Origin of the sequence: Flavobacterium sp. ASW18X, assembly GCF_005144745.1 — a bacterium.
GTDB lineage: Bacteria > Bacteroidota > Bacteroidia > Flavobacteriales > Flavobacteriaceae > Croceivirga.
In genome coordinates, this window is the sequence record NZ_SWKK01000004.1 from 498,407 (window position 1) to 525,014 (window position 26,608).

25 protein-coding genes are annotated in these 26,608 nt (G+C 36.7%); 18 read left to right on the forward strand and 7 right to left on the reverse strand.

The window, feature by feature from the left end; all coding sequences use genetic code 11:
• Positions 1-9: 9 nt before the first annotated feature.
• On the reverse strand, positions 10-3,186 hold the full coding sequence (gene ccsA, locus FBT53_RS05005) for a cytochrome c biogenesis protein (protein WP_136950066.1): 3,177 nt from the start codon (positions 3,184-3,186) through the stop codon (positions 10-12).
• A gap of 132 nt (positions 3,187-3,318) precedes the next feature.
• On the opposite strand from ccsA, the gene FBT53_RS05010 reads away from it, so the two are divergent.
• The 7 genes from FBT53_RS05010 (at position 3,319) to FBT53_RS05040 (ending at position 11,138) form a co-directional block, all read left to right on the forward strand.
• Positions 3,319-4,077 (forward strand): Rossmann-like and DUF2520 domain-containing protein, encoded by a 759-nt coding sequence (locus FBT53_RS05010; RefSeq protein ID WP_136950067.1) that lies wholly within the window; start codon positions 3,319-3,321, stop codon positions 4,075-4,077.
• Positions 4,061-4,588, forward strand: coding sequence for an HAD family hydrolase (locus tag FBT53_RS05015; protein ID WP_136950068.1), 528 nt, complete (start codon positions 4,061-4,063; stop codon positions 4,586-4,588). The genes FBT53_RS05010 and FBT53_RS05015 overlap by 17 nt, the downstream gene beginning before the upstream one ends.
• Positions 4,581-5,180 (forward strand): Maf family nucleotide pyrophosphatase, encoded by a 600-nt coding sequence (locus FBT53_RS05020; RefSeq protein WP_136950069.1) that lies wholly within the window; start codon positions 4,581-4,583, stop codon positions 5,178-5,180. Before FBT53_RS05015 ends, FBT53_RS05020 begins: the two co-directional genes overlap by 8 nt.
• Positions 5,181-5,214: 34 nt before the next feature.
• Complete coding sequence (locus tag FBT53_RS05025) at positions 5,215-6,165, forward strand: septum formation inhibitor Maf (RefSeq protein WP_136950070.1); 951 nt, start codon at positions 5,215-5,217, stop codon at positions 6,163-6,165.
• Positions 6,162-6,716 carry a mechanosensitive ion channel domain-containing protein gene (locus FBT53_RS05030; protein WP_136950071.1) on the forward strand — a complete coding sequence of 185 codons (555 nt, stop codon included), beginning with the start codon at positions 6,162-6,164 and terminating at the stop codon, positions 6,714-6,716. The genes FBT53_RS05025 and FBT53_RS05030 overlap by 4 nt, the downstream gene beginning before the upstream one ends.
• Positions 6,717-6,794: 78 nt before the next feature.
• The gene (locus tag FBT53_RS05035) at positions 6,795-9,329 is read left to right on the forward strand and encodes a PIG-L family deacetylase (protein WP_136950072.1); all 2,535 of its coding nucleotides are present in this window, start codon (positions 6,795-6,797) and stop codon (positions 9,327-9,329) included.
• Between the two features lie 102 nt (positions 9,330-9,431).
• Positions 9,432-11,138, forward strand: a complete 1,707-nt coding sequence (locus FBT53_RS05040) for a sodium:solute symporter (RefSeq protein WP_136950073.1) — start codon at positions 9,432-9,434, stop codon at positions 11,136-11,138.
• A gap of 48 nt (positions 11,139-11,186) precedes the next feature.
• Here the strand turns inward: FBT53_RS05040 and FBT53_RS05045 are convergent, their stop codons facing one another.
• On the reverse strand, positions 11,187-12,029 hold the full coding sequence (locus tag FBT53_RS05045) for a DUF2911 domain-containing protein (RefSeq protein ID WP_136950074.1): 843 nt from the start codon (positions 12,027-12,029) through the stop codon (positions 11,187-11,189).
• 76 nt (positions 12,030-12,105) lie between these two features.
• Positions 12,106-13,278 carry a hypothetical protein gene (locus tag FBT53_RS05050; protein ID WP_136950075.1) on the reverse strand — a complete coding sequence of 391 codons (1,173 nt, stop codon included), beginning with the start codon at positions 13,276-13,278 and terminating at the stop codon, positions 12,106-12,108.
• Between the two features lie 163 nt (positions 13,279-13,441).
• Between FBT53_RS05050 and FBT53_RS05055 the strand changes: the two genes are divergently transcribed.
• The 6 genes from FBT53_RS05055 to FBT53_RS05080 all read left to right on the forward strand — a co-directional run bounded on the left by FBT53_RS05055 (position 13,442) and on the right by FBT53_RS05080 (position 18,811).
• The gene (locus FBT53_RS05055; RefSeq protein ID WP_136950076.1) at positions 13,442-13,933 is read left to right on the forward strand and encodes an SRPBCC family protein; all 492 of its coding nucleotides are present in this window, start codon (positions 13,442-13,444) and stop codon (positions 13,931-13,933) included.
• A gap of 6 nt (positions 13,934-13,939) precedes the next feature.
• Complete coding sequence (locus FBT53_RS05060; RefSeq protein ID WP_136950077.1) at positions 13,940-14,632, forward strand: SDR family NAD(P)-dependent oxidoreductase; 693 nt, start codon at positions 13,940-13,942, stop codon at positions 14,630-14,632.
• Positions 14,632-15,942: a deoxyribodipyrimidine photo-lyase gene (locus tag FBT53_RS05065; protein WP_136950078.1), complete on the forward strand. Its 1,311-nt coding sequence runs from the start codon at positions 14,632-14,634 to the stop codon at positions 15,940-15,942. Before FBT53_RS05060 ends, FBT53_RS05065 begins: the two co-directional genes overlap by 1 nt.
• A 49-nt stretch (positions 15,943-15,991) precedes the next feature.
• Complete coding sequence (locus FBT53_RS05070) at positions 15,992-17,422, forward strand: amidohydrolase (RefSeq protein WP_136950079.1); 1,431 nt, start codon at positions 15,992-15,994, stop codon at positions 17,420-17,422.
• A gap of 8 nt (positions 17,423-17,430) precedes the next feature.
• Positions 17,431-18,315: a VOC family protein gene (locus FBT53_RS16265; protein ID WP_240729763.1), complete on the forward strand. Its 885-nt coding sequence runs from the start codon at positions 17,431-17,433 to the stop codon at positions 18,313-18,315.
• Between the two features lie 67 nt (positions 18,316-18,382).
• A complete protein-coding gene (locus FBT53_RS05080; RefSeq protein WP_136950080.1) occupies positions 18,383-18,811 on the forward strand; it encodes a BLUF domain-containing protein in 429 nt (142 codons plus the stop codon).
• Here FBT53_RS05080 and murA read toward each other — a convergent pair.
• The 3 genes from murA to FBT53_RS05095 all read right to left on the reverse strand — a co-directional run bounded on the left by murA (position 18,808) and on the right by FBT53_RS05095 (position 21,152).
• Positions 18,808-20,115, reverse strand: coding sequence for a UDP-N-acetylglucosamine 1-carboxyvinyltransferase (murA, locus tag FBT53_RS05085; RefSeq protein ID WP_136950081.1), 1,308 nt, complete (start codon positions 20,113-20,115; stop codon positions 18,808-18,810). The genes FBT53_RS05080 and murA overlap by 4 nt on opposite strands.
• Positions 20,116-20,132: 17 nt before the next feature.
• The gene (locus FBT53_RS05090; RefSeq protein ID WP_136950082.1) at positions 20,133-20,795 is read right to left on the reverse strand and encodes a DUF4290 domain-containing protein; all 663 of its coding nucleotides are present in this window, start codon (positions 20,793-20,795) and stop codon (positions 20,133-20,135) included.
• 69 nt (positions 20,796-20,864) lie between these two features.
• Positions 20,865-21,152, reverse strand: a complete 288-nt coding sequence (locus tag FBT53_RS05095; protein ID WP_136950083.1) for a DUF493 family protein — start codon at positions 21,150-21,152, stop codon at positions 20,865-20,867.
• An 89-nt stretch (positions 21,153-21,241) separates the two neighbouring features.
• Here FBT53_RS05095 and FBT53_RS05100 point away from each other — a divergent pair, with 89 nt between their 5' ends.
• The 5 genes from FBT53_RS05100 (at position 21,242) to FBT53_RS05120 (ending at position 25,768) form a co-directional block, all read left to right on the forward strand.
• A complete protein-coding gene (locus tag FBT53_RS05100; RefSeq protein ID WP_240729764.1) occupies positions 21,242-21,799 on the forward strand; it encodes an AAA family ATPase in 558 nt (185 codons plus the stop codon).
• Positions 21,800-21,803: 4 nt separating this feature from the next.
• Positions 21,804-23,708, forward strand: coding sequence for an ATP-dependent DNA helicase RecQ (locus tag FBT53_RS05105; protein WP_136950085.1), 1,905 nt, complete (start codon positions 21,804-21,806; stop codon positions 23,706-23,708).
• Positions 23,686-24,642: a methionyl-tRNA formyltransferase gene (fmt, locus tag FBT53_RS05110; protein ID WP_136950086.1), complete on the forward strand. Its 957-nt coding sequence runs from the start codon at positions 23,686-23,688 to the stop codon at positions 24,640-24,642. The genes FBT53_RS05105 and fmt overlap by 23 nt, the downstream gene beginning before the upstream one ends.
• Before the next feature lie 177 nt (positions 24,643-24,819).
• Positions 24,820-25,092, forward strand: coding sequence for an HU family DNA-binding protein (locus FBT53_RS05115; RefSeq protein WP_136950087.1), 273 nt, complete (start codon positions 24,820-24,822; stop codon positions 25,090-25,092).
• A 115-nt stretch (positions 25,093-25,207) separates the two neighbouring features.
• Positions 25,208-25,768: a YqgE/AlgH family protein gene (locus tag FBT53_RS05120; RefSeq protein ID WP_136950088.1), complete on the forward strand. Its 561-nt coding sequence runs from the start codon at positions 25,208-25,210 to the stop codon at positions 25,766-25,768.
• Here the strand turns inward: FBT53_RS05120 and FBT53_RS05125 are convergent.
• The gene (locus tag FBT53_RS05125; protein ID WP_136950089.1) at positions 25,755-26,603 is read right to left on the reverse strand and encodes an aminotransferase class IV; all 849 of its coding nucleotides are present in this window, start codon (positions 26,601-26,603) and stop codon (positions 25,755-25,757) included. The genes FBT53_RS05120 and FBT53_RS05125 overlap by 14 nt on opposite strands.
• Positions 26,604-26,608: the final 5 nt, after the last annotated feature.

The window sequence follows — 26,608 nt, forward strand, 5'->3', positions numbered from 1 at the left end:
ACTAAAAACTTATGCTGCTTTGCTGGCGTAATATTTACGATGCTTTACCAAACTTAAAGCTCCAAGTACAAATACACCAAAAACGGTGTAATAAACAAACGTAGGTGTAATCACTTGGTCTCCACTGGCGTAACTATGTAGACCAACAAGGTAAAAGTTTACTCCAAAATACGTCATCATAATACTTGCAAAAGCAATGACAGACGCAAAATTAAACTTCCAAAAACCTCTAAAACCAGGTACCAAACGCATGTGGAGTACAAAAGCATAAATCATAATAGAAATCAACGCCCAAGTTTCTTTTGGGTCCCAGCCCCAATACCTACCCCAACTTTCGTTAGCCCACTGGCCACCTAAAAAGTTACCTATGGTAAGCATTACTAAACCTACAGTTAAGGCTAACTCATTAATGACAGTAAGTTCATTAAGGTTATGTTTCATCCTTTTTTGGTTCTTTTCTGTTGTTAACAGAATTAATAAAAGGGAAACTACTCCCAAAATCATACCTACGGTTAAAGGTCCATAACTACCTACAATAACCGCAACGTGTATCATAAGCCAATAACTATCCAAAACAGGAACTAAATTTGCAACCGCTGGGTCTACCCAACTTTGGTGGGCAATCCATAATAACATAGAGGTTACAAAAGCACTGGAAGCCAAGGTTAATTCACTTTTACGAGAGCCCAATAAAAGTCCCATACCTAAAGTTGCCCATGAAACATATAAAATACTCTCATAAGCATCGCTCCACGGAGCATGACCAGAAATATACCAACGTAAAACTAGCCCCGCAGTATGCCATAAAAAGAAAATAATTATAGTTCCTTTAAATAGATAGGACGCAGCCTTTAAAAATTCTCGCTCCTTAAATATTCTAAAGATTAATACCACAAAATATAATATACCAATTAGGGCATAATACTTATATAGCCTGTTAAAGATGTCTAGCTTGTTGTAAATAATTTCTGTCTGTACCTTTTCTTTAGAAGGCAGCACTTCTGCTCCGTGGTTTTTCTGATTTTGATAGAAAGCTTCTAACAAACGGTCTGCAGTACTATAATCTCCTGTTTTTATCGCTGCTTGGAGCGAATTTAAATAGTATGGCACACCATTTTGCATAAAGTTAGCATACAAAGAATCTTGCACCTGGTGTTGTCCAGAGCGGTATTCTACGGTAGAAATCCATTTGTTATTTTCATCATTCAAAAGCGGAAATATCTTTAAAACTTGTCCGCTCAAAGCAGCGTTCAATAAACTAAACCGCTCGTGTGCTTTTGTAAAATCTTTCTGAAATTTATTTGGATTTGTAGTTGATGTAGCCTCTTCTAAATAAGGCTTTAACTTATACATACCTGCAGCATCAAAAAAATCAGTTGCTTTTACTCTTTTCTGTGTTTTAGGTACACCAATTATTCTTCTAATACTATCATTTTGCCACTCGCCCAAGTTGATAAATTCCACATTATACCATGCAGAAGGATTGAGCATCATACTAATAAAGACTTGGTCAGAATCTAAATTTTCATATTTAGCCTTACCACTTAGTTTACGTAATAGCTCAGAGGTAAAGGTATTTAAGGGTTTCATTCTACCGCCTTCATCTTGTATAATTAAAGCGCCAAATTTATCTGCGTGTTCTTTGCTCACTGTTGTGGCTTTAATTACAGAATCTACTTGTGCTTTGGTGGGCAGTTGATTGTGGTTGTCGTGATTTTCTTGCTGTGCATTAGCGAAGGTAATTACAAAAAGTAAGGCTAACGTAGCCAAATTTTTACGCTTCTCATTTAGCTTTTCTAAACGCTTACTTAGGTCTCTAAATCGTGTTTTTCCAAAAAACATGATTCCCATCAATCCTAAATACAACAAAAAATAGCCTGCATAGGTAATCCATGTTCCCCATTGGTCATGATTAACACTCAAAACCGTGCCTTTTTCATCTGGCATAAAGCTCGATTGGAAAAAACGGTATCCTTTGTGGTCTAGAATATGATTCATGTAAATATCATAATCGAATGGGCGTTCATCCTCTATGGTCACTTTACTCATAAAAGATTTATAACTACTAACTGTGCCAGGGTATTTTTCTGCGATAAAATCGTTTAACTTAACATTAAAAGGTAGCTTATGTTCTTTTGAACCATAACGAAGCCTAAAATCCAAATTACCTACAGTGAATTTATCGCCAACGGGCATGCCACCTTTACCTCCCATTATTTTTTGTTCTACCTCTTCATCACCAACCCTAATACGTACTATAAGAGCATCTTGGCTTTCTTTGGTAATTTCATTTTCTGGTAATTCTACAATACCATATGTACCCTTTACCACGGGTTCTGGAATTACAAATTGCATATTTGCCATAGTGTAGAGCGAACGTAATTGTAAAGGCTGTAAAGAATCTTTTGTTACATGACCCTGAAATTGGTCTGCCATACGCATAAAATTTCCTTCAAAAGGGGACTTTATAGTGTATGTACTATCTGTAGTAAAAATGTTAATAGCCCCAGGTGTTTCTCTATTTAACGCAAATAGCACATTGTGTATGCTAGCAATCTTTCCGTCTTCCAAGTAATGTTCGTGCCGTTGCCCATCTCCTGCTTCTACAATTTGGAGGTAAGTATTACCGTTTTCATCTGGCACTATTCCTTTTTTAACGCCTCTTATATAACCAGAATAAGCAATGGTAAATGGTGTTCCGTTAAAATCTCCCTTCCAAGGCAAGGAACCTCTATACCCCTGTTCTGTAGCTAAGAGCTCGTCTTCCAGGGTTTTGCGCTTCCTTTCACCCTTAATCTCTCCTTCTACATATGCCGTGAGAAAAGTTTTATCAGAATAAAAAATGTTTTCCGATTGTCCTTCACGAATGGGCATCATCCCTTCAAAACTGATATACCGCGTTACAAAAGCACCTACAATAATTAATACCCAAGATAAGTGCAATACCAAAATTGGCCATTTTTTCCAGGTTAGTAATTGGTAACGTTTAATATTACCAATAAAATTAATCGCAAAAAACACCATGATTAGCTCAAACCATCGCGCATTATAAATGTAAATACGTGCAGTTTCTGTGCTATACATACTTTCTACAAAAGTGCCAATGGCCATGGCAGCAGCAAAAACAATAAATAAAACAGCCATTAATCGTGTAGAGAAGAGTGTCTTCTTAAGCGTATCTAACATAAAAGTGGTATTCTTTGGCTTGCAAAAATACGGCCTTTTTGCCACTTGCCCATTTGGTGGCATTGCAATATCAATCCAAAAAAAGTGTTAATCTTTTTCTTAGCTCCCCTATTCTATTTTGTACTTTTGAACATGCTTACCGTTGTACTTATAGGAACAGGAAATGTGGCCGGCCATTTATACCATCAGTTATTACTCAGTAATACCGTAAAATTGGTACAGGTTTTTGGCAGGAGTTCAGAAGCATTAACACCTTTTTCTGAAGTTGCAACAACTACTAATTACAAAGAATTATATGCTGCAGATGTGTGTATTATTGCAGTGAAAGACAGTGCTATTGCGGAGGTTTCCAAAGAATTAAAACATCTTAAAGGCATTATAGTACATACCTCTGGCACACAGCCTATGAGTGTTTTAAACAATGCAAAAGTTGGCGTGTTTTATCCCTTGCAAACCTTTACCAAAAACAAGCAAGTAGATTTTAGAAGCATTCCATTTTTGTTAGAAGCAAATGAGGAAACAACATTGGAAACCCTTAAACTATTAGCCCAAGAATTTACGGAGAACATACACTTGGTAAATAGTGAACAACGCAAGCAATTGCATGTGGCAGCAGTGTTGGTCAATAATTTTAGCAATCATTTGTTTTATTGGGCAGAGGATTTATGCAAAGAACAAAATTTACCCTTTGCCATTTTACTTCCTCTAATAAAAGAGACTGTTGCAAAATTAGAAACACTTTCTCCCAAAGCAGCACAAACAGGCCCTGCAGTGCGGAAGGATACTGAGACTATGCAAAAACACATTGCATTGTTAACGGAACCCTTACAAAAAAAGATTTATCAATTAATGAGCGAAAGTATTATTGCTACTTATGAAAAAAAGCTATAAAGAATATTTAAAAGACATCACAACTTTTGTTTTTGATGTAGATGGTGTACTTACCGATGGTTCTGTTATGATTACTACCACCGGAGAAATGTTGCGTAAAATGAACGTTAAAGATGGTTTGGCCTTAAAAACAGCCTTAAAAAAAGGCTATAATGTTTGTATTATTACCGGTGGCACTAATGAAGGCGTTAAAAGTAGACTACGAGGTTTAGGTATTACCGACATATACTTGGGAGCGCATTACAAGAGTGAACCCTTGGAAGAGTATATGGATATCTACAATCTTAAACCAGAAAACATATTGTATATGGGAGATGACCTCCCAGATATACCCCCAATGCAACAAGTGCAACTGGCTACATGTCCGCAAAATGCCGTGGCAGAAGTGAAGGCCATTTGCGACTATGTGTCTCACAAAAATGGTGGAGACGGCTGTGTTAGGGACATTATAGAACAAGTCCTTAAAGTTAAAGGCGATTGGGATTTAAATTTTAATGCAGGGAATGATTAAGAATCCACTAAGTAAAAAACTAGAGGGATACCAAATTATACTCGCTTCGGGTTCTCCAAGACGCAAAGCTTTCCTAGAAGAATTAGGGATTCCATACACTGTTCACGTAAAACCAGTAGATGAAGTGTACCCACCCGAGCTTAAAGGCGCAGAAATTTCGGATTATCTAGCAGTGCTTAAAGCCTCTGCATTTAAAAATCAAATAGAAACCAATCAAATTGTATTAACATCAGATACTGTGGTATGGTGTTATGACGAATCTTTAGCTAAAGCTGCCGATGAAGAAGAGGCCACACAAATGCTTAATAAATTATCTGGTCAATGGCACGAGGTGATTACTTCAGTATGTTTTACCACCCTTTCTGAACAGAAAGTGGTGCACTCCAAAACCAAGGTAAAGTTAAAAACACTTACTGCAGCAGAAATAGGGTATTACATAAACACCTTTAAACCCTACGATAAAGCGGGTGCTTACGGTATTCAAGAATGGATAGGTAGTATTGGTATTGAAGAGATTAGAGGCAGCTACAATACCGTAGTAGGCCTACCCACACATCTAGTTTACAAAACGTTAATGGACATGGCAGACTAAAGCCATACGCTTACTTTTGTAAAAATTTTTGGCTATGAAAACTGTTTTTATCGCATTTAGTACGCTGTTATCTGTATTACTTATTGGGTGTAAACAATCACTTAAGGAACAAGAAGATAAAGAACCATTGGCACTCGCTTCTGCAGAGAAGGTGGATACAACGCTAGAAAAAACAAAACAGCCTTTATCTCAAGAATTTAAAAATTATTGGTATGCTGGCAATGCAGAAATAACCAGTTATGTATTAGAACAAGCCCGTTACGGAGAATTAAGAAAAGGTAGTGCTGTACTTATCTATGTTACGGAACCTTTTTTACCAAATAAGCAAGTAAAAGCAGATGGGAACAATGCAGATAATATCCCAGTGTTAAAACTAAATACCACAAAAAACTATCTTACTGGTATATACCCTTACAGTATCATGGCAAGTACTTTTTACCCTGTGTATAACAACCAGCACGCTTTAAAAACGAGTTTCTCTGCGCAAGAATGGTGCGGTCAAGTTTATGCACAGCTCAATAATCGAGATAAATTTGAAGTGGTGAGCCACAGTTATTTTGAGAGCGAAGCAGACCAAGAAATGGAGTTACCCAAAACACATTTAGAAAATGAAATTTGGAACATCATTCGCATAAATCCTGAAACACTGCCAGTAGGAACTATAGAAATATTACCTTCATTAGAATATTTTAGATTGAAACATAAGGAAGTGAAAGCTTTGATGGCTGATGCTAGTTTAAGCAAAGAGGAAGGTGTAAGTACTTATACTTTGTCTTATCAAAATAAGGAGCGTGAATTAAAAATACAATTCAACACAGCTTTTCCACATGAAATAGTAGGCTGGGAAGAAACCTTTGTAAGTGGTTACGGTACTAACGCCAACAAAATTACTAGTAAAGCCAAAAAGTTAAAGCAATTAAAAACACCCTATTGGCGCCAGAATAGCAATAAGGATGTTATTCTAAGAGATAGTTTAGGTTTATGATTACTCTAGAACACCTTTTTACACAATATAATAATGAACTTTGGGGTACTTTTATCGCCCTAATAATTTTTATATTTCTACGATTTTTATCTATAAAAACAGTACGTAGAATTGGGAAGATTAGTGATATCAACCAAATGCGTACACGCTTGGTAATACGCTATGTGAGCTTCGGCCTGTTTATTGTCCTAGCAGTGGCGCTAATTCTAATTTGGGGCGTAAATTTTAAAGAAGTAGGTATTGTTATTTCTTCTGCTTTTGCTGTATTGGGTGTTGCTCTATTTGCTAACTGGTCTATTCTAAGCAACGTAACGGCTGGTATAATCTTGTTTTTTTATTTTCCCTATAAAATTGGGGATAGAATACGTATACAAGACAAAGATTTTCCAGAGGAGGCTGTCATTTTAGATATACAAGCCTTCAACCTTATTCTTATAAAAGAAGATACGGGAGAGCTATTAACTTACCCCAATAACCTAATTCTACAAAAAGGTGTACTCTTAATACAAAAGCAAGTAGCCACAGATCAAGATTTAGAGCAGCATTTATAGGTGTTAAAGTAACCTAAAATAGACTAGCCTTAATTTTAACAGTTTTTATATTTGATAAATTCCAAACCTAAAACCATAATGCAGCAGTTTAAAGCGTTTTTATGCCTCTGTTTTATTGTAGTTTCTTCACTACAAGCGCAGCAACCTAGCAAACTAACCTCTTCTGAAATTTATACCGAATTACAACGGTTAAATTTTTTAGGCAACGTACTCTATGTAGCCGCACATCCAGATGATGAAAATACTCGTATGATTGCCTATTTGGCAAATGAAGTTAAGGCCAACACTACTTACCTTTCCCTAACCCGAGGGGATGGCGGACAAAATCTAATAGGACCAGAACTTAAAGAATTATTAGGGGTTCTACGTACCCAAGAGTTGCTAGCCGCTAGAGCTATTGACGGTGGGCATCAACGTTTTTCTAGAGCGGTTGATTTTGGTTTCAGCAAACATCCAGATGAAACTCTGACCATCTGGGATAAAAAAGAAGTGCTATCTGATGTTGTTTTGGCGATAAGACAATTACGCCCAGATGTTATCATAAATCGTTTTGACCACAGAACACCGGGTTCTACACACGGTCATCACACCGCTTCTGCAATGTTGAGCTTTGAAGCTTTTGACTTAGCAGGAGATGCCCAAAACTATCCTAACCAACTACAGACCGTCTCTACATGGCAACCCAAAAGATTGTTTTTTAACACTTCGTGGTGGTTTTATGGCAGCAGAGAAAATTTTGAAGCAGCAGACAAGACTAACCTCATTTCCATGGATATTGGCGTGTTTTATCCAGAGTTAGGAATGAGCAACAATGAGATTGCTTCTTTAGCGCGTAGCCAACACTTGTGCCAAGGATTTGGACAAATGGGAACTCGTGGTAGTGAAACGGATTATGTTGAATTTTTAAAGGGAGATAAACCCAATTCGCAAACCGATATTTTTGAAGGTATTAACACTACATGGTCCAGATTAGCAGATGGCGAAGCCATTGGTGTTCTTTTAAACAAAGTAGAAAAAGATTTCAATTTTAAAGACCCCAGCATCCATTTACCAGATTTATTGGCAGCCTATCATTTACTTAAAAATAGTAAAGACGAATTTTGGAAAGCTAAAAAATTACCTCTATTAGAAAATATTATACTGGCAGCGGCAGGATTGTACATAGAAGCTGATACAGCCATGGGCGCAGCAAGTCCAGGTGAGGACATCACTGTAGAAATTGAAGCAGTGAACCGTTCTAATACAAACATAAGATTGAATTCAGTTAGCTTAAACAACAATGCAGCAAATAAAAAGGTTAACAAAGTTTTAGAAGACAATCAAAAGGAAACCTTTGATATAAAATTTTCCATACCCAACAATACCGATTACACTTCACCGTATTGGCTTTTAGAAAAAGGAGAACTTGGAATGTACAAGGTATCCAGTCCAACTCTTATTGGATTGCCAGAAACTCCTGCGGCATACCAAGCAACATTTAATTTTTCCATTGAGGGAAAAGAATTTACGGTTACTAGAGATGTCGTGCATCATTTTAACAAACCAGAAAAAGGAGAATTATACAGTCCATTTGTTATCTTGCCTCCTGTAACCACTAGCGTTGTAGAAGACGTTATATTATTTGCAACAACCGATGCAAAAAACGTTGCTGTTAATGTGCGTGCCGGTAAAGATAATGTAAGTGGAAACCTGTCGTTGAAAGTACCACAAGGATGGATGGTCAATGGAGAACAATCATTTAGTTTATCTAAAAAAGGAGAAGTACAAACACTAAATTTTCTAGTAACACCACCTATCAATACTTCAGAAGGCAGTATACAACCTATCGCAAGTATTAATGGGCAAAAGTATAATCTATCGTTAGTAGAGATTGAATATGACCATATTCCAAAACAGTCTGTATTACTCCCGTCGGAGGCTAAAGTGGCTCGTTTAAACATTAAAAAAGCAGGTGAGAATATCGGCTATATTGTAGGTGCAGGTGATAAAGTTCCAGAGAGTCTAAGCCAAATTGGTTATAACGTAACGTTTTTGACCGTAGAAAGCTTACAACCAGAGCATTTACAGCATTTAGATGGTGTTGTATTAGGGATACGAGCTTACAATGTTTTAGATGCCTTAGAATACAAACAAAGTATTTTATTAGATTATGTAAAAAATGGTGGCACTATGATTGTGCAATACAACACGGCTAATCGTTGGAAATCTCAATTTGAAAATATAGCTCCCTACCCCCTTACCATTTCTAGAGACCGCGTTACAGATGAATATGCTAAAGTTGAATTGTTAGCTAAGAATCACCCCATCTTAAACAAGCCAAACAAAATAGAGGCTACAGATTTTGACGGTTGGATACAAGAAAGAGGATTGTATTTTCCCAATCAGTGGAGTCAAGAATTTACGCCTATCCTATCTATGGCAGACCAAGGAGAAGAAGCGACTAAAGGGAGTCTCTTAGTAGCACCCTACGGTAAAGGTCACTACATATATACTGGTTTAAGCTTTTTTAGAGAACTGCCAGCAGGTGTTCCCGGAGCTTATAAATTGTTTGCAAATATGCTATCTTTAGGCAAATCTGATAATGCTAACGATAATGGAAGAAAAGGAAAATAAAGGCACAACATACGTGTGGAAAAAAGAATACAGTATAGTGTTGGCTTTTAATATTTTCTACATTCTACTTTTCATTTACATTATGAACGCCAATAATTAGATATGGGTACAATAGACTGGGTAGTACTAGCGAGTACATTGTTCTTTATTGTAGCTTACGGTGTTTACAAAACAAAAGGCAGTGCCAACGTTGAAGATTATGTCCGCGGAGGCAGTGATACTAAATGGTGGACTATAGGTTTGTCTGTGATGGCTACACAAGCCAGTGCTATTACTTTTTTATCTACACCAGGGCAAGCTTTCCATGATGGTATGGGCTTTGTCCAATTTTATTTTGGATTACCACTCGCCATGATTGTAATATGTATGGTATTTATTCCATTATACCATAAACTTAAAGTATACACCGCTTATGAAATGTTAGAAAGTCGTTTTGATTTAAAAACGAGAACACTTACTGCCATTTTATTTCTTATTCAACGTGGACTGGCAGCAGGTATAACCATCTTTGCACCCTCCATCATCCTATCTGCTGTATTAGGTTGGGACTTGAGTAGCTTAAATATTATTATTGGTATTCTGGTAATTATCTATACCGTCACAGGGGGTACTAAAGCTGTAAATATTACCCAAAAACAACAAATGTTTGTTATTATGGTGGGTATGTTCTTTGCCTTTTTCTTTATTCTAGGGAGTCTGCCTACCGATGTATCTTTTGGTGAAGCCTTAAAAATAGCTGGAGCCAACGAAAAACTAGAAATTTTAAATTTTGATTTTGACACACAGAACCGCTATACTTTCTGGAGTGGTATAACAGGTGGTTTTTTTTTAATGTTAGCTTATTTTGGCACAGACCAAAGTCAAGTGCAGCGCTATCTATCTGGTAAAAGCGTCCGGGAAAGTCAATTGGGATTAATCTTTAATGCCATTCTAAAAATCCCCATGCAATTTTTTATCCTTTTGGTAGGCGTCATGGTATTTGTATTTTACCAATACAATCCATCGCCCTTAAATTTTAATCCTGCCGCTCAGGATGCTATAAAAGCTTCAAATATGGCAGAAGATTATCGCCAATTAGAAAAAGGACATCTCAGTGCAGAAAAAGAAAAACGCATGGCACAAAACGACTTTGTCACGGCCTTAAAATTAAAGGACTACAATGCCATAGAACAAGCAAAGCTAAACTTAAAAGAAGCTAACACTTTAGACAAAAGAAACAGAGAGGCCGCTAAAGTTCTTATTGCGGAAGGTGCTCCCCAGGTAGAAACCAATGATAAAGACTATGTGTTTATCCATTTTATACTAACCAATTTACCTAGGGGGTTAATTGGGCTATTATTAGCTGTTATATTATCTGCCGCTATGAGTTCTACAGCGTCAGAGCTTAATGCTTTGGGGACCATTACAGCGCTGGATTTATACAAAAGAAATATTGGCAGAAACCTTTCTCAGACTCAAGAGATAAGAATGACCAAAATCTTCACTTTTATTTGGGGAATGCTTGCTATTGCAGTGGCCAACATTGCAAATTTGTTCGATAATTTAATTCAACTTGTAAATATTATCGGTTCTATCTTTTACGGTAATGTACTAGGTATATTTCTGTTAGCTTTCTTTGTAAAATTTGTAAAAGGCAATGCTGTTTTTATAGCCGCTATAGTGACACAGATAATTGTTATCATTGGATGGTACCAAGATTGGATGTCTTATTTATGGCTAAATGCTTTTGGATGCGCTTTAGTTATGCTTTTCGCCTTATTTTTAGAAATCCTAGATAGAACTTTAAAAAGTAATACTGTAGAAACATAAAAAAAAGCCCGGAAATACCGGGCTTTTTATTTTTAAAGTATAGTTTGCTTACTTAGCGCCCCATTCTTTTAAAGAATCTTGATTCATTTTTACGTAATCCGCATTGCCAGCCTTTTCTGCAACCGCTAGAGAATTTTTAGCTGCCGCAATTGCAGCTTTGGTATCTCCTAATTTAGCATAGATTAGGGATTGCTTACGCATCATCCAAAATGCTTGTGGATTTGCTGCTACCGCTTTTTCTATCCAATCTTTTGCCTTATTTAAATCCTTGCCTTCTTCCAAATAATAAGAAGCTGCTGCATAATAATCGTTACCACTAGGACCGGCCATCACTGCTTCAATGCTCTTCATAGCTTTTTCTTGTGTAGGAACATCAAACTTCACGCCTACATATACGTTTTCCCATAAAATACCCAACATTGCACCGTTATTATGAATGTCGTCTATAGTCATGGTAAATGTTTCAATCGGCATTTCTACTGGATAAACCTCTGCTTTTACAGAAGCTGCCACTTTAGATGCATCCCAATTTTGTGGAGTACCCCAGTTATTGGTATCCGCATAAAAAATAACTTCCCAAACAGCCTCACCTGGTTTTGTAAATAAAGCGTAGGAGCCAGCCTTTATTGCCTTTCCTCCTACAGTTACATCATCACTAAAAGTAACAATAGTATTCTTGTTTGCCCCAGTTCTCCAAAGTTTATCGTAAGGAACTAGGTTACCAAATACTTTTCTGCCTTTCATAGAAGGCCTAGAGTATTCTACCGTAACATCTGTTAAACCTACTTGTTGTTCCATAGTAGATAATGGGCTCGGTTGTGGGGTTGCAATTTGTGCTAATCCAGAAAAGATTACACCTAAAAGCATACCCAATAGTGCTAGTTTTTTCATTTGTAGTGTTTTTTACTTTTTAGCAAAACTAGCTATTAACAAATCTGACAAAAGTTAAGAAAAGCTTAAAAGAATTTTATCGAATTAGAAAAGGAATAACCCACCTATCATTTTCTGCATAAAACTGAGCATAATATATGGAAGGTTTTAAGAAAGAGGTGTTTATGGTGTATTCTTCTAATTCTTGCTTCTGATAAAAAGCAATTTGCCTCCCAGAGGTATCAAAAATAGAAAGACCTTGTAATAGAGTGTTAACTGGCATTTTAAAAGCTAAGGCCGAATTTCCCATTGGCTGGTAGGCCAGAGGACGCTCAATCCTTAATTGTTCTTCTGGAGCTTCCCCATCTCCCTTAGGTAAGTCTTCATTAGAATCTTCTTGCGCATCTTCTTCTTCGAGGGTCTCACTATCCAACGTAAAAGAAAATAATCTGGAGGCCGAGCTAACAAAAGGTGGATTTTGATAATTTTCACAACTTACATAATAGGTATGATTGGCATTCTTAGTAATACCCTCGGTCTGGGCAATACCTATCGGCAACTGCAATTTTTCTTGCTGTACCACAAATTGCCCCCTTTCATCCAACTCTACATTCAAAAGAAAAGGTGTAAGTATACTGGTGTATCCCAATAAGATAATTGTGTTAGCATCCTTTACATACGTAGCATCTGTCACTAAACCGTTTATAGGTATTTCTTGCACAAATTCTGCCTGATAGGAACCTGCTATTTTGGGTAAACGATAAACCGCCGTATTCATAGATTTCCATTGCTTCGTGAAGATGTACAAATAATTTTCTGTTGCTATCATTGCTTCTGCATCAAAATCACTATGCTCCTGCCCTTCAAAGTTAACTTGCTCTGGATAACTAAACCCAATGATTTCCGTAACTATTGGGCTGTTCGTTTGCAAAGCTGCCAACCTAAACTTATACACTTTTAAATCTCTTCTTGTACCAAGATTATTACCAAAATCACCTACATATCCAAATTCACCATCGATACTCAAAGCCTCCCAATCTATATTCTCTGCCATTAAGGTCTTGCGTGCAGTTATCTCTAAAGTTTCAGGATTCATTACAAATATTTCTGCACTATTTCCAGAGTCATTGCAACTTAAAACTTGCTTGTCCCAATAAGCTAATCCAGAGGTTTCTTGCAGTTCCGTTGGCAGGTCTCCAATTGCTTTGATGTTGGTTTGTGCACCAGCCCATAAAGCTGTTAAACAAAATAGTAGCTGTAATCCTCTCATATGGGTAAATATAATTGAAAACCAAATGGTTGCCTAGCCTTTTAGAACGGCATCGGAAGAACTGCGCTGTTATTAAGATGAATTACGTCGATTTTTCAAAATTGTTTAACTTTTAATGTTTTTAATTAAACAATATTAACCCTACTTTTGTTAAAAAATCAGCATGAAGGTTTATCGTTTAACCGCAAAACAAGGTTTTCCTATTAGTATGGAAAAAGCGTGGAGCTTTTTATCTGACCCTAGAAACTTAAAGGTGATTACCCCAGAACATATGGGCTTTAAAATTTTATCTGGCGCAGATAGGGATATGTATCAGGGACAAATCATTCAATATATAGTCTATCCTTTTCCTCATATACCTACAAAATGGGTTACCGAAATTACCCATGTTAAAGAAGGAGAATACTTTGTAGATGAACAACGTTTTGGTCCTTATGCATTGTGGCACCATAAGCATTTTATAAAACAAATAGATGGTGGCGTAGAAATGGAAGACATTATAGATTATAAACTTCCGCTCGGTATTTTAGGGCGATTGATGCACCCCATCATCGTAAAAAAGCAACTACAAAACATTTTTAATTATCGGGAAAAACGATTGAACGAATTGTTTGGTCATCTAGAAGGGTATCAAAATTCCATAACATTTAAATAGAAAAAAATGAGTAAAAATATTTTATTAATAGGTGGTTCTCATGGTATAGGTTTTGCTATGGCCAAAACCTTATTAGAAAACCATACCGTATATGTAGCCTCTAGAACTAAAGAGGATTTAGGTAATTTAGATGTAAACCACATTTCTTTTGATGCTACAACCGACCAATTAAACGAGGAAGAATTGCCATCAGAAATTCATGGATTTGCCTATTGTCCAGGTTCCATCAACCTTAAACCTTTTAAAATGCTTTCCTTAGAAACTTTTAAAGAGGACATGGAACTTAATTTTTTCTCCATGGTTAACATTGTAAAAACCGTTATGCCCAAGATGGCAGAAAACAGTAGTATGGTCTTTTTTAGTACCGTAGCGGTTGGCACTGGTATGCCGTTTCATACCAGCGTAGCCGCAGCAAAGGGCGCTATTGAAGGCTTTGCAAAGTCTTTAGCGGCAGAATATGCACCAAAGATTAGAGTTAATACCATTGCGCCTTCACTGGTAGATACTCCCTTAGCCACAAGACTTTTAAACAATGATAAAAAAAGAGAAATGATGTCTAAAAGACATCCGTTAAACCGTGTGGGTAAACCTGAAGACATTGCAGATTTGGCTGTATTTTTAATCTCTGATAAAAGCTCCTGGGTAACAGGACAAGTAATGGGTATTGATGGTGGCTTATCTACTTTAAATGTAAATTGATGGCAGATAAGGTTAATATTTTTTGGTTTAGACGGGATCTTAGACTGGAAGACAATGTAGGTCTTTACCATGCTTTAAACGACGAGAATCCTGTTCTCCCAATATTTATTTTTGATAAAGAGATTCTAGAACAATTACCAGAAGACGATGCTAGAGTAACCTTTATTTTTGATACCCTTCAAAACATGCGGAATACCCTGCAAGAAAAGGTTAAAAGCAGTATTGCTATGTTCCACGATACTCCAAAGACGGTTTTTAAACAGTTATTAAAGGAGTATACTATTGGTACTGTTTTTACGAATCATGATTATGAGCCTTATGCAAAAAAAAGGGACCAAAACATTAAAGAACTATTAGAAGAGCACCAGATAGCTTTTAAGACTTATAAAGATCAAGTTATTTTTGAAAAAAGCGAGGTAGTCAAAGGTGATGGCGACCCTTATGTGGTATACACACCTTACATGAAAAAATGGAAGGAAAACTTCAACGCTTCTAAACATTTGGTGGCTTATGATACCAAAGACAATTTTAAAAACTTTATTGCCCACAGTAGACTTCCAAATTTAAGTTTGAGTGATATCGGTTTTAAAACCGCTACAATTAAAGTACCAGATTATTTAGTAACGCCTCATTTAATTCAAAAATACGAAGACACTCGTAATTTCCCAGCTTTAAAGACAGGGACTTCACAGTTAGGTCCCCACTTACGTTTTGGAACGGTAAGTGTACGGAAAATGGTTAAAAAAGCGACAGAAGAAAAGAATGAAACCTTCTGGAACGAGCTAATTTGGCGAGAGTTCTTTATGCAAATTTTGTGGCATTTTCCTGAAACCGTAAACAATGCTTTTAGAGCAAAGTATGACCGTATTAAATGGCGTAATAATGAGGAGGAATTTACAAAATGGAAAGAAGGCAAAACAGGATATGCTTTAGTAGATGCAGGAATGCGACAATTGAATGAAACAGGATACATGCATAACCGGGTGCGGATGTTGGTAGCAAGCTTTTTGTGTAAACACTTGCTCATAGATTGGCGATGGGGTGAAGCGTACTTTGCCGAAAAGCTTTTGGATTATGAAATGTCTAGTAATGTAGGTAACTGGCAATGGGCTGCGGGTAGCGGTGTAGATGCTGCACCCTATTTTAGAATTTTTAACCCTATGACCCAAATAGATAAATTTGATAAGGATAAAAAATACATTAACCGATGGGTCAAGGATTTACAAGAAATGAGTTACCCAAATAAAATGGTAGACCATAAAGAAGCACGAGAACGCTGTTTAAAAGTCTATAAAGAGGCCGTGGGGTAAATCGGATTTTTTGGTATTTTTAGAGGATAACCAAAGAACTCGATAGCAAATGAAAACACCAAAACTACTCGGTTTACTCCTACTTGCAGTGCCGTTGATGGCCTCTGCGCAAAAAGTGAGTAAAAATAAACAGGCTGTAATTAGTGCTGTAGAAAATCACAAAGAACACCTAATCACCTTGAGTGATTCTATTTGGGCTTTAGCAGAAACTGCATTTGAAGAATCAAAATCAGCAGAACTTCTAGCTAGCTATGCAGAAAAAAATGGACTAATGGTGGAACGTGGTGTTGCCAACATTCCTACTGCATTTACCGCAACGTATGGCAGTGGTAAACCCGTAATTAGCATTTTAGGGGAGTTTGATGCACTTCCGGGACTATCTCAAAATACTACTCCAACTAAAAATCCTAGAGTGGAAGGTGCTCCCGGTCATGGATGTGGGCATAACATGTTCGGTGCCGCAAGCTTAGGGGCCGCAATAGCCATTAAAGAACAAATTGAAGCTGGAAAATTAAAAGGGACCGTAAAATTTTTAGGTACACCAGCAGAAGAAAAATATTTTGCCAAAGTTTGGATGGTAGAGGCTGGTCTGTGGGATGATGTGGATGTAAACATTAGCTGGCACCCAGGCGCTAACATAGAAGCAGATGTACAAAGTGGCTTATCCTTAATTGATTTTATTGTTGAGTTTTACGGCCAAGCAGCACATGCATCTGCTGACCCTTGGAATGGTAGAAGCGCTTCTGATGCTTTAGAATTGTATACTACTGGTATTAATTATTACCGTGAACATATAAAACCAACCTCAAGAATTCATTACCATATACAAGATGGCGGTCAGGTAGTTAATGTAGTACCGGACTATTCTAAAATTTGGGTCAGGGTACGGGATCCTAAACGTAAAGTTATGCTTCCTACTTATGAACAAGTAAAAAAGATGGCAGAAGGCGCGGCTATCATGGCAAATGTAGATTATAAAATATCATTGGTATCTGGTATTTATGAAACTCTGGTCAACAGGTCTGGGGGTGCCATTATGCAAAAAAATCTAGAACTTTTAGGTCCTATAAGCTATACTGAAGAGGAAATTGAATTTGGGAAAGCAATCCAAAAAGCAACCGGAAAATCAGAGGTTGGCATGGATAGTAGTATAAAACCATTAAGAGAAACCGAAGAACTGCCTGGCGGCGGGTCTACAGATGTGGGTGACGTAAGTTGGAATGTACCTAACATTAATTTAAGCGTTACCGTCGCACCAAAAGATACCCCTTGGCATTCGTGGGCCGTTGTAGCTTGTGGGGGTATGAGTATTGGGCATAAGGGAATGGTTTACGCTTCTAAAGCAATGGCTATGACTATGGTAGATTTGTTTGAAAATCCTAAATTGGTCAATCAAGTTAAAGAAGAATATAAAACAAGAAAAGGAGATGAAAAATACGAGGCTATGATAGATGGCCCACCGCCAATAGGCAAAAATTAAAACATTATATGACTAGAATTTATGTACTAGGCCTGCTAATAGCGGGCCTTTTCCCCCTTAGTGCACAAGAAAATAAACCTCTAAAAGCTTTTACCCCACTTTTAAATAAAATCTGGAAAGCAGAAGGAACATGGGGTAATGGAAGTACCTTTAAGCAAGAAATGTCTTTTAAAATAGCTCTAGATAGTAGTTTGATAATTACAGAGACCACTGGCTTTTTAGACCCTGAACAAAAGAACTATGGGCAACGTAGCCATGGTATAAGAAAATACGATACCAAAACGGGCCGTTTACGTTTTTGGGAATTTGATGTAGAAGGCAATACTACCCGTGGAAAAGTGGAAGTATACAACAAAGATATCATGTACATCTACGATTACGGTGGCACCCAAGTAACAGATTATTGGCGTTATATAGATGACTATACATACGAGTTTGTTGTAGGCATTTTAGAAGATGGTAAGTGGCAACAAACATTTTTAAAAACGCAATTTACTACCGAGCGAAAACAATTTTATTTCGACTTTAATCATTACGCCATTGTAGTCCAAGATTTAAAAAGGGCTGGAGATTTTTACAAAGAAGTATTTCAGTTAAAAGAAATTTCCCATCCAGACAACAATCCTAAGTTTAGATGGTTTTTGGTAAAAAAAGCTGCACAATTACATTTGATACAAAAAGAGGCCGCAAATTTCACCAAAAACAAGAGCATTCACCTGTCTTTAACCACCCAACAATTAGAGGCTTTTATTGCACACCTAAAACATTTACAAATAAGTTTTTACGATTGGTCAGGCACTAAAAATGAAATTTCCATACGCTCTGATGGAGTTAAACAAATCTATTTGCAAGACCCTGATGGTTACTGGATTGAGGTAAATAACGCACCATAATTTATTAGGTTTTGTTTAAGTTTATAAGAATTCTGTACTTTTATGATGACCTAACAGACCAATAAATATGTACTCATTAATCTACCGTTCGGTAGCGCAACCATCATTTTCCTTACCAGAAGTTTATTTAATGCTAAGTAAAGCAAGAGCTTTCAATAATAACCATAATATAACGGGCTGTCTCTTATACCACAACCAAACGTTTATACAGTTATTAGAGGGAGAAGAATCTGCTCTATTAGCGCTGTATGACAGTATAAAACTAGATAAAAGACATTATAATGTTACTACTTTAATAGAGCAACATATAGAGACCCCTTTATTTTTAAATTGGGATATGGCTTTTCATGAGTTTGATGAATTTGAGGACAGTAAGCATGAAAAACTAAGGCAGATAGACGCTATTTTTAGCAAGTCTTCTGCCTTTAATAAACCTAGTGAATTCGCTACTACATTTTTTAAAAATGTGCATCGAATTTTATTTCAAGAAAACTAAACTCTTACAATATCCGCTCCTATGGCTCTAAGACGTTCGTCTATATTCTCGTAACCGCGGTCTATTTGTTCAATGTTGTGGATTGTAGAAGTTCCTTTTGCAGATAAGGCCGCAATAAGCAAAGATACACCAGCTCTGATATCCGGAGAGGTCATGGTAGTTGCTTTTAAGGTTGATTTAAAATCGTGACCTATCACAGTGGCACGGTGAGGGTCACAAAGGATAATTTTAGCACCCATATCTAATAATTTATCTACGAAAAACAATCTACTCTCGAACATTTTCTGATGCACAACCACTTCTCCTCTCGCTTGTGTGGCTATCACCAATATAATACTAAGTAAATCTGGTGTAAATCCTGGCCAAGGTGCATCTGCAATGGTTAAGATAGAACCGTCTATAAAGTTTTGTATCTCATAACCATCTTTATGTTCTGGAATATAGATATCGTCTCCACGTCTTTCCATAGTAATTCCTAGTTTTCTAAAAACATCTGGAATCTGACCTAAATTTTCCCAGCTAACATTTTTAATGGTTAACTCACTGCGTGTCATTGCTGCCAAACCAACCCAGCTACCAATTTCTATCATATCTGGTAACATGGTATGCTCTGTTCCACCTAGACACTCAACCCCTTCTATAGTTAGTAAATTAGAACCAATACCAGAAATATTAGCTCCCATACGTACCATCATTTTACATAATTGTTGCAAATAAGGCTCGCATGCTGCGTTATAGATAGTAGTTGTGCCTTTTGCTAATACTGCTGCCATCACAATGTTTGCGGTACCTGTTACAGATGCTTCATCTAATAACATATAAGTACCTTGCAGCTCTTCCGCTTCAACCCCGTAAAAATGTTCTTCTTTATTATATCTAAACTGGGCCCCTAATTTAATGAAACCCTCAAAATGCGTATCTAAACGTCTACGACCTATCTTATCTCCACCCGGTTTAGGTATATATCCTTTACCAAATCTACCTAACAATGGCCCTACTAGCATAATAGAACCCCGTAGTCCTCTACCATCTTTTTTAAATTGTTCTGATTGTAGATAGTCTAGATTAACATCATCTGCCTTGAAGGTGTAAGAACCTTTACCTTTCTTTTGAATTTTAACTCCTAAATCTTCTAGTAAGGCAATAAGTTTATTAACATCTACAATGTCTGGTATGTTGTTGATAGTAACTTTTTCTGGTGTCAACAGTACAGCACAAAGAATTTGTAAAGCTTCATTCTTTGCCCCTTGTGGGGTTATTTCACCTTTTAGTTTTTTTCCCCCTTGGATTCTAAATGTCCCCATTTAATGGTGTAGGTTTTTTAGTTGCGTTTTTTATTTCTATTGTTTCTTTGGTTCTTTTTACCGTTGTGTCTACCATTGCTACGGTGTTGGTTAGATTTACCATTGTTCTTTAAAAACTGATCGCTATCGGTAAGACTTTCACCTTCTGGAGCAAGGTCTATTTCTCCATTACTTAATTCTTTAAGATGTTCAAAAATCACTCTATCTTCTACGGTGTCTTTATTCCATGTTAAAAAACATTTTTTCATGTGATTGGCAATAGCATATTCCAATCCATCTCGCATATCTCCCTTTTCCCATTTTATCGCAACATCTATCATTCTCTTGATATTGTTACCGTAAAATCTATATTTTGGATGGTTTTGCGGATATCTTAAAGGTTCTGGTCGCTGTTGTAACACTTCTTTACTTGTAATCGGAAAAGGAGAATCAACATCCAATTTAAAATCGGACATAATAAACAATTGATCCCATAGCTTATGCTGAAAATCAGGGACATCCCTTAAATGGGGTTGTAAATTCCCCATAACGCTAATAATAGCTTTAGCAACGTTGTTGCGTTCATCACGGTCTTCTATGGCTACTGCCTGATCAACCATTTTCTGAAAATGACGTCCGTATTCTGGAATATGTAGTTGTGGACGCTCCGTGTTATATTCTAAGTTTTCTACTAAATTCAAACTGGAAAGTTTTTAAGGAGGTAATTAAACTAGCTGCAAAATAAGAAAATTATAAGGAGTAACTACTATTTATAAAGAAATAACACCCTTTACCCCTTCTACTTCTTTATACTTGGCAATGACTGCATCTGGATCTTTCATTTGCACTGTAATAGATAGGCTAGTATAGGTGCCTTTGCTAGAAGTTTTAGACCCTATTACTGCTCCCATATTATCAAATATAGTATTGATTTGCGTCACTCCGTCAGAATTGGAGGGAACAATAAATTTATATAAATATTTGCTAGGCCAAGAGGTATTATCCCACAGTTGCTCCCTCAATCTGTTATAAAACTCTTCTGATTTCTTTTGGTCCATACATAAATTTTAAGCAAAGATAGTGGCAATACTTCAATTTTTTTCCCATGTTTCAAATTCATTACTTTGCGTCAAAAATTAAAATTGTTGTGAACCACAAGAAAATTGTTATCACAGGAGCACCAGGAACAGGAAAGACCGTTTTAGTAGAAGGGCTAGAAAAACTAGGTTATCCATGTTATCATGAAATTATACGTACTATGACGGCAGAAGCCAAAAGTAAGGGAGACACGGATGCTATGACGGTAAATCCTTTAACTTTTGTAGATGACCCTATGGCTTTTAACAGGCAATTATTAGAAGGTAGACTGGCTCATTATCTAAAATCAGATACTATAAAAGAACCACTTAGTTTTTTTGATAGAGGTTTGCCAGACGTATTGGGCTACATGGACTATTTTGAGCAAGCCTATGGTGAGGACTTTACCAAAACCTGCGAAAAGCACACCTATGATACTATTTTCATGGTACCCCCATGGAAAGAAATATATGTTTCTGACAACGAAAGATTGGAAACTTTTGAGCAAGCCGAAGAACTACATGAGCACCTAATGGCTGTTTACCAACGTTTTGGTTATGACATTATCTTGGTTCCTAAAACTTCTATCCCAAAACGTATAGATTTTGTCCTAAATGCATTAACTTAATGCTGTGCAGGAAAATCCCAAAATACTTTTACAACAACACTGGGGACATCAAGATTTTAGAGGTTCTCAAGACAACATTATAACAGCCCTCTTAGCTCAAAAAGATGTAATAGCTTTATTACCAACTGGTGGCGGCAAATCTATTTGTTACCAAATACCTGCTTTGGCGCAAGAAGGTATTTGTATTGTAGTATCCCCTTTGATTGCCTTAATTCAGGACCAGATTAATAACCTTAAAGAGAAAGGTGTAAAGTGTGCTGCTTTGATTGGTGGTATGTCTTTTGAAGAATTAGACCATACTTTAGACAATTGTATATATGGTGGTTACAAATTCTTATACCTATCTCCAGAACGGTTACAACAATCCTTAGTGCAAGAACGTATTGCACAAATGCAGGTTAATTTAATAGCTGTGGACGAGGCACACTGTATATCAGAATGGGGGCAAGATTTTAGACCTGCCTATTTAAAATGCAATGTGTTACGGCAGCTACATCCTATTACGCCAATCATAGCGTTGACCGCAACGGCAACACCTAAAGTTGTAAATGACATAACAAATCATTTAGAATTGAGGAATGTTTCTATTTTTAAAGATTCCTTTGCGCGCAAAAACATTGCTTTTCATGTACTGGAAGCAGAGGACAAATTTTTTCAACTAAAACATTTACTTACCATCACCACCGGGAGTGCAATTGTTTACACGCGTACAAGAAAAAGCACTCTAGAGATTAGTAATTACTTAAAAATGCAAGGTATTGCTTCCGAATTTTTCCATGGAGGACTTTCGCAGAGCGATAAAACAAAGAAATTAAAGCATTTTTTACAAAATGATATTAGGGTAATGGTCGCTACCAACGCTTTTGGCATGGGAGTGGACAAGCCAGATGTACGCTTAGTTATCCATTACCAAATACCTGATAGTTTAGAAAACTATTTTCAAGAAGCAGGAAGAGCAGGCAGAGATGGCAATCCTGCAGCTGCTTATATTTTAACGAGTGAGGATGCCATTTCTAGGACTAAAAATCAATTTTTAACCAATCTGCCAGAGGTCGATTTTTTAAAACTACTTTTTCGCAAGCTATGTTCCTTTTTACTTATTGCTTATGGCGAAGGCAGTGGGCAAACCTACGGTTTAGACCTAAATGCATTTTGCGAGCAATATCAATTGCGTCCGGGTAAAGTATATGCTGGTTTACAAATGCTAGACCAAAATTCGGTCCTATTGCTTTCTCAAAATTATAAGGTAAAAACAAGTATACAGTTTATCTGCACTAAAGAACGTGTATTTCAATGGTTAGACAACCATCCTTCACTTACCAATGTGGTCCAAAGTATACTACGTACTTACGGGGGTATATTTGAATACGAAACCACAATTAATCCACAACTTATAAGTAAAAAATCAGAAGCTGTTTTACCAAAAGTAATGGATACCCTCAAAAAATTAGCACAAGACCAAATTATAACCTACACAGCAGCTCAAGAAGATTTATCCCTTCAGTTTTTAGTGCCAAGAGAAGATGATTTAACCATTAATACTTTCGCCAAAAAAATAAAACAACTAAATGCTACCAAAACATACAAACTACAGCAGATGCTAGCCTACCTAGAACAGCAAAAAATATGTAGGCAATCGTATGTTTTAGATTATTTTGGTGAAAAGAAGGTAACCCCATGCGGTACGTGTGATGTTTGCAGACAGCAAAATAAAACCGTTACTAGTCTCAAAAGACAAATTTATTCCATCCTTAAAAAACAAGCGTTAACCTCACGGGAGCTTGTTGGGGAGCTTAACGCAACCCAATCCGAAATTCTACTAGAGCTACAACAACTATTGGAAGATGGATATGTAACTTTGCAGCCAGATAATAGATATGGCGTTTATGAGCAAAAAAAGAAATCTTAGAATAGTATTTATGGGTACTCCAGACTTTGCTGTAGCGGGTTTGGATATTTTAGTTAAAAATCACTACAATGTAGTTGGTGTTATCACTGCTCCAGACAAGCCAGCAGGTCGTGGTAGAAAAATAAGTATGAGTGCTGTTAAAACATATGCTTTAGAAAACAATATTAAGGTATTACAACCCACCAATCTAAAATCAGAAACATTTTTAAAGGAACTTCAGCAATTAAAAGTCAACTTGCAAGTAGTCGTTGCCTTTAGAATGCTTCCAAAACAAGTATGGCAACTTCCTGAATATGGAACTTTTAATTTGCACGCCTCTATTTTACCACAATATCGTGGTGCAGCTCCTATTAATTGGGCTGTAATTAATGGAGAAAAAGAATCTGGTGTTACGACCTTCTTTATAGACGAGAAAATAGATACCGGTGCAATTATTGCTGCAAAAAAAACAACTATTGGAGACACTGAAACTGCAGGAGAATTACATGATCGACTTATGCATTTAGGAGCAGACCTTATCTTAAATACCGTACAAGCTATTGAGAACAATGCGGTTAATACCACAATACAAGATGAAAACAAAACCCTAAAAGCTGCACCTAAAATTTTTAGAGAAACCTGCCAAATTAATTGGAATGCACCAATTAACACTATTTATAATTTAATACGTGGTTTAAGTCCTTACCCTGCTTCTTGGTCTTACTTAAGAAATGGAGACGAACAAATAACTGTAAAAATCTACAAGGCCGATAAAATTTTGGAAACACATCATTTAGAAAATGGCAGTGTTATTAGCACAAAAAAAGGAATACAAATTGCGGTAGAAGGTGGCTACATTTTACCTACAGAAATGCAATTACCAGGGAAACGAAAAATGGCAATTAAAGACATATTAAACGGGTTCACATTCCATGCGGATGTCCAATTCTTGTAAACCCCCGTGTTTACTAGGATGCCTAAGGATTGCATTTCGTCGATACCGTTATTAACAAACGACCTAAGTTATCAACAAAAACGCCTATTTCCCTTGATTTTACTTGCGTCGGTGGCAAATCCGTATAAATTTGTTCAGCATTAAAATAATTTTAACAACAATTAATTTAATTCAATTATGAACAAAACAGAATTAATCGATGCAATGGCAGCTGATGCAGGCATCACTAAGGCAGCAGCCAAAAAAGCATTGGAGTCTTTCTTGGGCAATGTTGAAGGATCTTTGAAAAAAGGAAACCGTATTTCTTTAGTAGGTTTTGGTTCTTGGTCTGTTTCTAGAAGAGAAGCTAGAGAAGGTAGAAACCCACAAACTGGAAAAACTATCAAAATTGCAGCTAAAAACGTTGTGAAGTTTAAAGCAGGCTCTGAGTTAAGCGACGCTGTAAACTAAAAAAATATTATTTCTTATCATGAGCACCTTATCTTAGATATGGTGCTTTTTTTTTGTACCCCCTTTGTATTTTAATACATAAAAGCTTACATTTATTTGACTGACACCTCAAAAAATGACATACACGGAGCCACATAAAGGTCGACTTTTGATAGCGGAACCCTCCCTAACTGGTGATGTATCCTTTAACAGAAGTGTCGTCCTAATAGCAGAACACAACGAGCAAGGCTCGGTGGGTTTTATTTTAAATAAACCCTTAGATTATGACATCTCTGAACTTGTTCCAGAGATTTCTCAAAGCTTTAAGGTCTATAATGGAGGGCCTGTAGAGCAAGATAATTTATATTTTATACACCGAGTACCACAGTTTATAGAAAATAGCATAGAGATTGCGGATGGCATTTACTGGGGTGGTGATTTTGAAAATACCATAACCTTAATAAATGATGGCACAATAACCGCTAAGGATATTCGGTTTTTCTTAGGCTATTCTGGTTGGGATTCTTTGCAGTTAAAACAAGAGCTAAGTTCTAAATCTTGGGTAGTTACCAGTAACGTTTACCGTAGTGACATTATCAACAAAGCAGCACTTACCTTCTGGAAGGAGAAAATGATGGAACTTGGAGGAGACTACTTAATTTGGTCTAACGCTCCAGAAAATCCTATTTTAAACTAGCCATACGCACATGCGCATTTAGTTTACCTTGTAAAGAAGATGCTATTTTATTTGTGAAAGTTTTTTTACGATATTTTGTAATAGACTGTACACCAGATACTTCTGTAAGCAAAAACAATTCGTCCGCCTTTTGCAGTTCAAATGGTGAAATGGAAGCTTCTTCTAATTCAAATTCGGGTAAAGCACCTATCATCTCTATTAATTTCTTACGGATAACCGTATTATAGCATCCATCTGCTAGTGGAGCTGTTTTAATATGAGTACCCTTTACAACAAATAAGTTTCCCTCAGTTCCAGAAATCACTTGTTTATTCTGATTAACCAACAAACAATCATCATAGCCATTTTCTTCTGCAAAAACACTAGCAACTACGGGTAATAGTTGATTTGTTGTTTTAATGGTTGATAATAAATCTGCATTTACATAATGATCCTTAAACAACTCCACTTCAAAATCACGTTCTGATGTGGTGTAAAAGGCGTCGGTCAATACTTTCGCTGTAATGGTATAATCCACCCTATTAGTAGTTGCTTTTAGCGCATTATCACCTTTTCTCGCAACAGATATTCGTATCAAATACGTAGAAGTTTCCTTATCATCAAGAGTTTTTAGTATTTCTTCTTCAAGAAATTCCATGGTAAAACTCATCGGTATTTGCATGCGTAGCATGCGCATGTTGGCCATTAACCTAAAGTAATGTTCTTCCCAGAAACTTAATTTACCATTGACCAACCGCACTTCTTCAAACAACGCATCGCCATATAAAAAAGCTCTATGATTAGCGGTAAATAATGTTTCATCAGCTGGGACAATAGTTCCGTTAAAATTGACCATAAAAA